This is a genomic window from Hyalangium versicolor (genome assembly GCF_020103695.1).
Classification (GTDB): Bacteria; Myxococcota; Myxococcia; order Myxococcales; family Myxococcaceae; genus Hyalangium; species Hyalangium versicolor.
Genome location: NZ_JAHXBF010000001.1, coordinates 48,870 through 58,921, shown reverse-complemented (window position 1 = coordinate 58,921; position 10,052 = coordinate 48,870). Strand labels below are relative to the sequence as shown.

The window sequence follows — 10,052 nt, the reverse complement described above, 5'->3', positions numbered from 1 at the left end:
GCAGCCATAGCAGCAAGGCGTGGGCCAGTTCACTCCCCCCTCGGACATTTCCCGGCTGTGGCAGACTTGCCGCGAGTCCGTGGCCCACCGACCGCGAGTGTTTCACTCCATGTCTCGAATCCTTGTCCTTCTGTTCCTCATGACCACCACCGCCGCCCCCTCAGACACGCCCGGTTGGAGCGACCGCCAGGCCGAGGAGATCCACGCGAGGACCCAGACGATCCGGCTCGCGCCCGATCTCACCCCTCTCACGGAGGGAGAACGGACCGCGGTCTCCAAGCTCCTCGAGGTGGGGCGGATCTTCCAGGATGTCTATGAGGACTCCCGGCACCGGCAGGCGCTGGATCTTCGGAAGAAGCTGGAGGGTCAGAAGACACCCCTCGCGGAACAGCAGCGGACGTTCTACCGGCTGTTCCAGGGGCCCATCGCCAACACGCTGGAGAACCAACGGGTGCCCTTCCTCCCCACGGATCCGGTCGTCCCCGGCAAGAGTGTCTACCCGTGGGGGATCACGAAGGACCAGGTGCAGCAGTTCCTGGAGCGGCACCCGGAGCAGCGGGATTCGATCCTCGATCAGCGCACCGTCGTCCGCCGGGCGGAGGCCTCGTCGTTGAAGAAGGATCTCGACACGCTGAAGCACTACCCGGTGATCGACGGGCTCCACCCGAGGCTGGGCGAACGGCTCCGCGCACTTGCCGCGAAGCCGGATCCGGCAGCGCTGTATGCCGTGCCCTACGCCGTGGCCTATGCGCCGCAGATGACGAAGGCGTACGGACTGCTCTGGGAGGCGGCCGCTGCCGTGGAGCGCACGGATCCCGAGTTCGCCGGCCACCTGCGCAACCGCGCGAGGGATCTGCTCTCCAACGATTACGAGTCCGGGGATGCCTCGTGGGTGCGAGGCCGTTTCCAGCGGCTCAACGCGCAGATCGGAGCCTACGAGGTCTATGACGACGAGCTCTTCGGCACCAAGGCGTTCTACTCGCTCAGCGTGCTGATCCGGGACGACGCCGCGACAGCTCAACTGGAGAAGGCGCTACAGGGGCTGCAGGCCTTCGAGGACAGCCTGCCCTACGAGCCCCACAAGACGGTGAGCTCGGACATCCCGGTGGGCGTCTACCAGGTCATCGCGGACTTCGCGCAGGCGCGAGGCACCAACACCGCCAGCATCCTGCCCAATGATCCGCTGCATGCCCGCCGCTATGGCCGGACGATCCTGCTGCGGGAGAACATCATGAAGCACCCGGACCTCTTCACGAACGGGCGTGCCACCTGGGAAGCGGTGATGGCCGAGCCGTTCCGAGGCCACCTGGGCTTGAGCGGGAACTTCAACCGGACGCTCTGGCACGAGGTGGGTCACTACCTGGGAGTGGATCGAGACGTGAAGGGCCGCTCGGTGAACAGCGACGCCCTGGAGGAGAACTCGAGCGCCCTGGAGGAGATGAAGTCGGACCTGGTGTCCCTGTACCTGGGCAAGGCGCTGCGCGAGCGGCTCTTCTACGACGACACCACCTTGCGAGAGCTGTACGCGAGCGGCATCCAGCGGGTGCTGCAGATCGTCCGCCCGCGCCGCGATCAGCCGTACCAGACAATGCAGCTCATGCAGATGAACTACTTCCTGGAGAACGGACTGCTGGAGGCCCGGCCGGACGGGCTGCACATCCACTACGAGAAGTACCACGACGTCGTCGGCAAGCTGCTGCGCGAGGTGCTGGCCATCCAGCGCGCCGGAGACAAGGCTGCGTCGGATCGCTTCATCGAGAAGTACACCCGCTGGGACGACTCACTTCACGGCGCGTTGGCCGAGAAGATGCGTGCCCAGACGAAGTATCGCTTCACGCTCGTGAAGTACGCCGCGCTCGGCGAGTAGCCAGCACAGCGCCTCCATCGGCTCCGTCACGAGGGCTTCGCCCTGTGCTGGCGGAGCTGCTCCACAACGCGCTCCTTGCGCAGGAGCGCCTTGTCCACGGATTCGAGAACAGGTTCCTCACTCGCTCCGCCGAAGCCGCGGAGCAGCTGATCGTAGGCGGCGAGTGCCTCTTCGAGGCGCTCCAGGTGCTCGAGTGCCACGCCCTTGTTGAAGAGCGCCCGCGCCGCCAGCATCCGCACTCCCGCCGCGGAGCTTCCGCTGAAGCGCCGGACCGCTTCGTCATAGACGGCCAGCTCCTCGTCGCGCCGGCCCAGCTTTCCCAGGGCCGCGCCCTGGTTGAAGAGCGCCAGGGCCACCATCTCCAGCACCTCCGGCGCCGCGTCCGCACCGAAGCGCTGGAGCGCCTCCTCATAGACAGCCAGCTCCGCCTTGGGCTGCTTCAGCAGCGCCAGGATCACTGCCTTGTCCACGAACGCTTCGGCAGCCATGCCACGAAGAGCTCCCTCCTGGGAGGAGGCAAACCGCCGGATCACCTCATCATGGACGGCCAGGGCCTCCTCATAGCGGTGGAGTTGTTTCAGGGCCGTGCCCTTGTGGACGAGCACTCTGCCCAGCATCTGGGGAATCCGCCCGCTCCGCTCCTCGCCGAAACGCTGGACCATCTCATCGCAGCAGGCCACGACTTGCTCGGGTCGCTCCAGCTCAACGAGGAGCAGGGTCCGGCTCCAGAGGGCTCGAGCCACCTGAGAACGCAGCGACTCCTCCCCTCCTTCCCCCACCCGCTGAAGCAGCGCGTCGAGCGTGTCCAGGGCTCCTTCGGGCTGCCGCATCCGCCTCAGGAGCAGCGCCTTGCCTATGAGGGCCTGGGCCACCTGCTCCCGGACAGGTAGCTCTTCCACGTCGCCCAGCCTCTGGACCAACTCGTCATACGTGGCCAGTTCCTCCTGGGGCCGGTTCAGCTCTCCCAGAGCGGTCGCCTTCAAATTGAGCGCTCGGGCCACCGCCTCCCGAAGGTTCAGGAGCCCGAAGCCCGCGAAGCGCCGGAGCAGCTCATCACATACGGGCACCACCTCCGCGTGCTGGCGCTGCTCCATCAAGACCAGAGCCTTGCTCAAGAGCGCCTTGGACAACTGAAGGCGGGTCTCATCATCTGACGCCACGTCCAGGCTCTCGATCGCCTCGTCAAAGACATCCAGCGACTCCTGCTTCCGTCCTGTCACGGCGAGCAGGAGCGCTTTGCTGATGCGCATGCTGTTCGTCCCCGGCAGCAACGCTGGATCGGAAGCATCTCCGAAACGCTGGATGCCCTCCTCCAGGACAGCCCATGCCTCCTGGAGTCTCCCGATCTGCCAGAGGTGAACGGCCTTGGCGTTCATGGCCATGGCCACGGAGTTGAGAACGGGAGCGTGGGACGCGCCACCGAACCGCTGGATGATCTCGTTACCGAGGACCAGGGGATCCTCACTGCGCCCCAGATCCACCAAGCGGAGCATCCGGTTGACGAAGGCTCTGGCCAACCATTCCTGGAGGCTCGCCTCCGTGGTTCCACCCAAGCGCTGGATGACGGCATCGCAGGCGGCCATGGACTCGTCGGCTCGATTCAGGCGCCGGAGGATCACGGCCTTGTTCACGAGCGCCCTGGCCACTTGTGCGACGACTGCCGTCTCGGTCTCTCCGTCGAAGCGCAGGATGATCTCATTGAGGAGCACCAGCGCCTGCTCGGAGCGGCCCTGTCGCTCCATGGCCAGGGCTTCCGCGACGAGCGCCTGAGCCTCCTGCCCGGCCGACGCTGTGCCGTGCGGACGCTCGGGGTGGAGACTCACGTCATCGTCGACAGCCATGGACTTGCCTCTGAGGTGGTGGAGCAACGGGCCTTGCTACAGCATAGTCCATGCACGCCTCAGCCGAGGCAGTCCTCGAGGAACGCCATGACCGCGCGCACGGGAGGCGCGCGGCGCAGATCCCGGTGCACGACGAGCCAGACATCCCGAGACACCGGCTTGCTCTCCACATCGACACGCTGAAGGCCGGAGTCCCCATCGCCCAGGAAATGCGGGAGCGCGGCGATCCCCACCCCGGCACGGGCCGCGGCCCGTTGGCCTTCGAGATCATTCATCCTCAGGACGATCGGCCTCGTGCCGGCGATGGCCTTCAGCCACTGCTGCTGCGGCACATCATCCAGACCTTCGTCGTAGGCGATGAATTCGTAGGTCTCGGCCGAGTGCTCCGCCAGATAGCCGGGCGAGGCATACAGCGAGAAGGAGAACGAGCCGATCTTGCGAGCAACGAGCGCCTTCTCCGCGGGCCGACTCAGACGAACAGCGATGTCCGCTTCCCGGCGCGAGAGGGAAGCAAAGCGCTTCTCTCCGAGCAGGCGGACGTGGAGAGCGGGGTGCAGTCTGCGCAGCTCGCGCAGCCGGGGGGCGATCAGCGTGGCCGACATGGTTGGTGGAGCACTGATGGTGACTTCGCCTGCCAGCCCCTGGACTGCGCGAGCAGCCCGGCCGATGGTGAACGCCTGCTCCTCCATTCGAGCAGCGAGCGCGGCGATGCGTTCTCCATCAACGGTGAGGACATAGGAGCGAGGGCGCCGATCGACAAGCTTGAGCGCCAGCGAGGTCTCCAGCGCGGAGACCCGTCGAGCGACCGTGGCGTGATCCACATAGAGCCTGCGGGCAGCAGCCGACAGCGATCCTTCCCGTGCGAGCGCCGCGAAGTGGTGGAGGTCTTCCCAGTCGAACATTGCGCGTTTTCTCACATGCAGGGTGCAGGAATGGGGAATTTCGCATCTTGCGCTCCGGGCACAAGCTCCTCTTCGCGACGAACAGAAAGGAAGGGCGCATGGCTCGCGTGGTGCACATGAAGGACCCCGGGGGACTGGAGACGCTCGAGGTTGCGGAGCTCTCGCTGCCGACTCCGGGTCCTGGGGAGATCCGGATTCGACAGGCCGCGATCGGGGTCAACTTCATCGACATCTACCACCGCATCGGGTTGTACCCGCTCCCCTCGATGCCCGCGGTCCTGGGGGTCGAGGGTGCTGGGGTCGTCACTGCGGTCGGGACTGATGTCACGACAGTCGGAGTCGGCGACCGCATCGCCTACGCGTGCACTCCTGGAGGAGCTTATTCCTCTGAGAGACTCCTCCCCGCGTGGAGGGCCATCCCCCTCCCCTCCTCCGTAACGGACGAGGTGGCGGCCACCGCGATGGTCCGAGGGCTGACCGCGCAGATGCTGCTGACGCGCGTGCATCCCGTGGGCCCCGGAACGACAGTGCTCGTGCACGCTGCGGCGGGTGGGCTGGGGAGCCTGCTCACGAAGTGGGCGAAGCGCCGGGGAGCCACGGTGATTGGAACCGTCGGATCCGAATCCAAGTCCGCCATCGCGCGGGAGGCTGGCGCGGACCACATCATCGTCGGCCGGGAGACGGACTTCGCTCGAGAGGTCACGGCGTTCACGAACGGCCGCGGAGTCGATGTCGCGTATGACGGCATCGGCGGCACGACGCTCTTGAAGACGCTCGACTGCGTGCGTCCGTTCGGAACGGTTGCCAGCATCGGCCAGGCCGGAGGGCCCATCCCTCCCCTGGACGTCTCGGAGATAGGGCCACGGCGCTCGCTCTCGCTCGCCCGCCCGAGCGTCCTGCTCTACACGCGCGACCCGGAGACCTACCGAAGCGCGGCGGCGGAAGTCTTCGCGACGCTGGAGGAAGGCGTGGCTCCGGTCATCGGCCGTGCCTATCCCCTGGTCGAAGCAGCCGCGGCCCAGGCTGATCTCGAAGCGGGACGAACGACGGGCAGCCTGTACCTCGTCCCGTGACGTCCGAGAGCCTGCGAGCCCGTCACACGCGCGCGCTGGCAATCCGCGCGCGGCGCGGGGCAGGCAACCGGTCGCTCCGCCCCTGGAAGTACCGCTCGCGCGATTGCTCAGGCGTCAGGACGGTGACCTCGGAGAAGCCAAGGCCCGTGAGCTTGGGCACGAGATCTTCCTCGAAGAGATGGGAGCGAAAAGGCTCGCCGAGGGACTCCACTCGCGAAGCCAAGGCGGGGAGTGCGGGCTGGTCCACCTCCTGCCGGGTTCCGGTGAAGGTGAAGACGATCTCGCTGGAGGGAGGGAGCGAGCCCACGAACGTGAACACCTGGTGGACCGCTGCCTCCTCCAGATATACGAGCACGCCCAGACACGACATGAACGCTGGCACGTGGGGATCAAAGCCGCTCTGGAGGAGCCCCTCACGCAAGGAGGTCCGCTCGAAGTCGATGCCCGCCCAGACGAGGTTCTCGGGCGGCACGATGCCCGCATTCCGCAGGCGAGCCTGCTTCTCCTGCTGGCTCGCGGGGTGATCCACCTCGAAGATGCGCAGGCCCGCCGCCCACGCGGGCTGGCGGTAGGCAAAGGAATCGAGGCCTGCACCGAGAAGGACGTACTGCCGTACGCCTCGGGCGACGGCCTCCTGGAGCCGGTCCTCGGCAAAGCGGCTCCGCGTCACGACATGGGAGCGAAGCGCAAGAGACGCGGGCATCTGCAGCTCGGCCGGCTGCGTCGACAGCCAGGCCAGCGCCGTGGGCTCAATCAACTTCGCCGCGATGGGATCGGTGAGGACCTTGGGCTCGCCATCGATCAACTGGTGCGCCGCTCTCAGCAGCGCGACGCCGGCAGCGGTCTTGCTGGGGCTTCGGTCGGTCATGCGGCTATTCTAGGACGACTCGGAAGCCGCTGCGTCTCCAGCAGCTTCCGGCTCTGAAACGAGGGTATCCAGATCGGCACCGCCCGTGCTCAACTCCCACGGATGGCTGCCCTCGAGCACAGTGACGAAGTCTTTGAGCGAAAGCGCCGGTTCGCGGTGATGGGATTCCTCGTGGGGCTCGTCCTGTCGCAGTTCGGCTTCTTCGCGCTCCTGCGAGCAGGGGGTTTCTGGTCCGGGTACTTCCTCAACGCGGTGCTCTGGACCGTGGCATTCGCGATGTGGTCTCGGCTCCTCGCTCCCCTGCGAACCTATCGAGGCCACCTCAACGCACTCCTCTTCTTCCTGGTGATAGGTGGGGAGATCGGCGCCTTGCTCCTGGCGCAGGGGTTCCCGGACTCCGCGTACTGCCCTTTGCTCCGCGACGCTGCGCGAGAGGCGACTTGCTTCATCTCGCCCAAGACCCAGGATGCCAGCATCTTCTTCAGTTTCTTCTTCATCCCCGTGTCACTGACCACCCTCATCGTGGCGTTCATGACCACCCTGCGTCAGCCTCAGGCGCATCGTCTCGAGCCCGCCAATCCCACGGCGATGCCGAGCGGCACCTCCACGTCAGCCACCTCGAGAGGCAGCAGGAGCACCATCGCACCTTTGCTCATCGCCGTAGGCCTCTTCCTGCTCGCGTTCGTCGCGCTGCTGGTGCTTGTCATCATGAACACCCGGCCACCCGTTTGACGCTGGTGTTCGGTGTTCCAGGTCAAGGAGAGAGGGATCCGGCGGGAGGGGCGAGGACCCAGAGGTCTTCGACGGATTCCAGTTCCAGCGTCGCGAACCGCTCGAGGACGGCCTCGTCCATGCTTCGAGCGGCCTCGGGATCCAAGGGGCCACGCTCGAAGCAGCGGGTTCGTGCGTCGCGCTCCGGCCACCGGGCAATGGCCACCCACGAGCCGTCCTGGGCACGGAAGAGCGCCGAGCCCAGGCTCCCGCACTGCTCCCGAGCGAGCATCGTGGTACGGCTCCAGCCCTGCCGGAACTGCTCCTCCATGCCCGGCTTCAACTTCCAGCGATAGACCGCGACGAACATGTCCTATTCCTTTGGGCCCTGGATGAGCAGCTTGTCTCCCGGGGCTACCGACTCGTTGCCCGCCATGTCCACCGCCACGAGCCGCACCGAGTAGTGCACGTCCTCTCGAAGTTCGAAGCCTCCGCTGCACATGCCATGGCCGATCTGCACCTGCTGCTCGGAAGGGGTGAGGCGGAAGCGCACGGGTACGCCGCCCTCGGCACGTGTCACTTCGGCGAGAATCTGGACTTGGGAGCTCTCGTCCTCCACGGCCGCTGACACGTTGACGTGGATTGCGGGGCCGCATCCGAAGTGCACGACCTTCTGCCCGGTGACGCGCGGAGCCTCGTGCCAGCGGGGAGGTATCAGGTCCACGGGAGCGACCGTCCAGGCCATGGCCAGGGTCTCACCCTTCGACTCGATCTCGGGTCTCAGGACGGGGACTTTCGTGTCCACCGGCTTCTTGAGGCGCAGCGTGTAGCGCATGCCGGGCTTCAGCGGTCGCTCTGGCTGGAGGACGGCCTGGGTCAGCCGCATCTCGCCGCGATAGACAGCGATGAGATCCAGGGGAACCTCGTCCGCATCGGCGACGAGACGTGGGGAGCGCTCGGCGATGCGGGAGACCTGCTCCTGGAGCTCTCCGTACCCCTGGATGACCAGCTGTCCATTGGCTGGGAGGGAATGGCCGAGTGGCGGCCAGACGGAGATGCCCCAGTCGGAGCAGTCCGCAAGAACGAGCCGGGGTAGGAGGACAGCCAACAGTGAGAGGGAGCGAATCATGCTGGAAGAAACAGAAGCGGGCCTCGTGGGTTTCCTCAGCCTACAAGGAGTCCGCCCGGTTTCGAACCGGGCAACTTCAATGACTGGGCTTCTCAGGATGGAGGCGGCGGCAATCGAAGCCGTGTAGGGGGTAAAACGGCCCGCTCTGAAAAACGGCCCTCCCCCCGGTTTCCCTCTGAAAAACGGCCCCTCTAAGCGTCCACACGCGTCCGCACGCGTCCGCTCGATTTGGTCCTTTTTTGGTCCCCGGAGTCCCCCGGGACCAAGCCGGAAAATCGACGCGCGGCTCGTGGCGAGCGTCCAGGCCGGACACGTCGACGCGCCCCTCGCGGCGCATCCAGGCAGGCGGGGGAGCCACGCCTGCGGGGCCACGCCATGACAAGCGCAGCCCCACCGCGACGGCGACTTGCCCCTAGTTCGTCGTGATCGTGTCCTGGGTGCGTGCTCGGGGGCGCGGGCGTGGCAAGCCCATATCGACCATGTGCTCGCCCGCCTCGTCCGCTACGGCCTTCAACTCGGCGCCTGCCTCGTTCGCGCCGAACGTCTCCCCGAGCCATCGGCGCAAGTCGGCTTCGAGTTCTCCCGCAGTCTGGTAGCGGGCTGCGGGCGAGCGCTGGAGGAGTTTGCACAGGGGCACGCGCAGCGTATCGGGCAGGCCCGCCGTTGCCGCTTCCACGTCCTCGGGGGTGTACGTCGCCGCGCGCATAATCGTCTCTGCCACGGCGTCATCACACCCCGCAAGCCTCGCTCGCTTGAGGGCGCGCGTCAGGCCCGCAAGCTTCTTGCGCGAGAGGGCCGCTAGAGCTTTCTCCGGGATGCCATTCCCCGCGTAAAGCAGGTTCCGCCCGGTGGCCAGTTCGAGCATCACGAGGCCCAGCGCGAAGAGATCCGAGCGCGCGTCTACGCGGCCCGTCAGGAGCATTTCAGGCGAAGAAAAGTAGGTATCGCCCTGCGGGCGGCGCACCGTCGAAGCTACGCGCCCCGGCAACCCGGAGAGGGCAACGCCGAAGTCGGACACCTGCACCCGGCCCGCCCAATCTACGAAGATGTGTTCCAGGTCAATCGCTCGGTGGACGATGCCCAACGAGCGCCCCTTCTCGTCCTTGGCCGTGTGCGCGTGGTGAAGGGCGCCCGCCACTTGGGCGCCCACGTACAGAGCGAAGAAGGGAGAGAACCACCGCTCACACTCCATGACGAGCGCGAGCACATCGTTCAGCGAATTACCCGACGGGTGATCGGTGATCACGTACCAAGCCGCCTCTGCCTTGTGCATCCCGTGGACGCGGAGGATCCCCGGGTGCTGGAGATACGCGGCAAGCCGGACTTGCTCCTCTAGCTTCTCCCGCGCCTTGTAGACCCGCGCCCCTGCCAAGCCGCGCGGCATCCCAACGGCCTTGAGAAGCACTTTTCCCAGGGGCTTGCCGTCCGCCATGCGCTGGCGGGCGAGAAGCAGGTTTAGCCCGTGGTGGGCCTCCCCCAAGTTCTCCCGGAACTCGTAAGAAATCCCCTCCTGAGAGAAGAGGATCGCCCCCTTGGGAACGCGAAACTCGATTGCCGCCATGTGCCGTGTCTCCTTGGCTCGTGCGGGCCGCCAGCAGCCCGCCACGAGGGGGCGAATGTTACCCAACGAATGAGGCCCTAGTGAACAACTCTCTAGGTCA

Annotated in this window: 9 protein-coding genes; 3 read left to right on the top strand and 6 right to left on the bottom strand. The window is 66.3% G+C overall.

Annotated features, from left to right (window positions below; genetic code table 11):
• The first annotated feature begins 109 nt into the window (after window positions 1–109).
• Complete coding sequence (locus KY501_RS00230; protein ID WP_224360293.1) at window positions 110–1,867, top strand: NUDIX hydrolase; 1,758 nt, start codon at window positions 110–112, stop codon at window positions 1,865–1,867.
• Between the two features lie 26 nt (window positions 1,868–1,893).
• Here KY501_RS00230 and KY501_RS00225 read toward each other — a convergent pair whose 3' ends face one another.
• Window positions 1,894–3,708: a tetratricopeptide repeat protein gene (locus tag KY501_RS00225; RefSeq protein ID WP_224360292.1), complete on the bottom strand. Its 1,815-nt coding sequence runs from the start codon at window positions 3,706–3,708 to the stop codon at window positions 1,894–1,896.
• A 59-nt stretch (window positions 3,709–3,767) separates the two neighbouring features.
• Complete coding sequence (locus KY501_RS00220; RefSeq protein WP_224360291.1) at window positions 3,768–4,610, bottom strand: LysR family transcriptional regulator; 843 nt, start codon at window positions 4,608–4,610, stop codon at window positions 3,768–3,770.
• Window positions 4,611–4,708: 98 nt separating this feature from the next.
• Between KY501_RS00220 and KY501_RS00215 the strand changes: the two genes are divergently transcribed.
• Window positions 4,709–5,683 carry a quinone oxidoreductase family protein gene (locus KY501_RS00215; RefSeq protein ID WP_224360290.1) on the top strand — a complete coding sequence of 325 codons (975 nt, stop codon included), beginning with the start codon at window positions 4,709–4,711 and terminating at the stop codon, window positions 5,681–5,683.
• A 22-nt stretch (window positions 5,684–5,705) separates the two neighbouring features.
• On the opposite strand, the gene KY501_RS00210 is transcribed toward KY501_RS00215, so the two are convergent.
• On the bottom strand, window positions 5,706–6,551 hold the full coding sequence (locus KY501_RS00210) for a class I SAM-dependent methyltransferase (protein WP_224360289.1): 846 nt from the start codon (window positions 6,549–6,551) through the stop codon (window positions 5,706–5,708).
• A gap of 102 nt (window positions 6,552–6,653) precedes the next feature.
• Between KY501_RS00210 and KY501_RS00205 the strand changes: the two genes are divergently transcribed.
• Window positions 6,654–7,283, top strand: a complete 630-nt coding sequence (locus KY501_RS00205; protein WP_224360288.1) for a hypothetical protein — start codon at window positions 6,654–6,656, stop codon at window positions 7,281–7,283.
• Window positions 7,284–7,305: 22 nt separating this feature from the next.
• On the opposite strand, the gene KY501_RS00200 is transcribed toward KY501_RS00205, so the two are convergent.
• The 3 genes from KY501_RS00200 to KY501_RS00190 form a co-directional block, all read right to left on the bottom strand.
• Window positions 7,306–7,632: a hypothetical protein gene (locus KY501_RS00200; RefSeq protein ID WP_224360287.1), complete on the bottom strand. Its 327-nt coding sequence runs from the start codon at window positions 7,630–7,632 to the stop codon at window positions 7,306–7,308.
• Between the two features lie 3 nt (window positions 7,633–7,635).
• Window positions 7,636–8,391: a hypothetical protein gene (locus KY501_RS00195; protein ID WP_224360286.1), complete on the bottom strand. Its 756-nt coding sequence runs from the start codon at window positions 8,389–8,391 to the stop codon at window positions 7,636–7,638.
• A 412-nt stretch (window positions 8,392–8,803) separates the two neighbouring features.
• Window positions 8,804–9,952: a serine/threonine protein kinase gene (locus tag KY501_RS00190; protein WP_224360285.1), complete on the bottom strand. Its 1,149-nt coding sequence runs from the start codon at window positions 9,950–9,952 to the stop codon at window positions 8,804–8,806.
• Between the last annotated feature and the right edge of the window lie 100 nt (window positions 9,953–10,052).

What these genes read in the sequence shown, in the direction of transcription:
- KY501_RS00205 (WP_224360288.1), top strand. Translation starts at nt 6,654, where the DNA reads ATGGCTGCCCTCGAGCACAGTGACGAAGTCTTTGAGCGAAAGCGCCGG.
- KY501_RS00210 (WP_224360289.1), bottom strand. Translation starts at nt 6,551, where the DNA reads ATGACCGACCGAAGCCCCAGCAAGACCGCTGCCGGCGTCGCGCTGCTG.
- KY501_RS00195 (WP_224360286.1), bottom strand. Translation starts at nt 8,391, where the DNA reads ATGATTCGCTCCCTCTCACTGTTGGCTGTCCTCCTACCCCGGCTCGTT.
- KY501_RS00200 (WP_224360287.1), bottom strand. Translation starts at nt 7,632, where the DNA reads ATGTTCGTCGCGGTCTATCGCTGGAAGTTGAAGCCGGGCATGGAGGAG.
- KY501_RS00190 (WP_224360285.1), bottom strand. Translation starts at nt 9,952, where the DNA reads ATGGCGGCAATCGAGTTTCGCGTTCCCAAGGGGGCGATCCTCTTCTCT.
- KY501_RS00230 (WP_224360293.1), top strand. Translation starts at nt 110, where the DNA reads ATGTCTCGAATCCTTGTCCTTCTGTTCCTCATGACCACCACCGCCGCC.
- KY501_RS00220 (WP_224360291.1), bottom strand. Translation starts at nt 4,610, where the DNA reads ATGTTCGACTGGGAAGACCTCCACCACTTCGCGGCGCTCGCACGGGAA.
- KY501_RS00225 (WP_224360292.1), bottom strand. Translation starts at nt 3,708, where the DNA reads ATGGCTGTCGACGATGACGTGAGTCTCCACCCCGAGCGTCCGCACGGC.
- KY501_RS00215 (WP_224360290.1), top strand. Translation starts at nt 4,709, where the DNA reads ATGGCTCGCGTGGTGCACATGAAGGACCCCGGGGGACTGGAGACGCTC.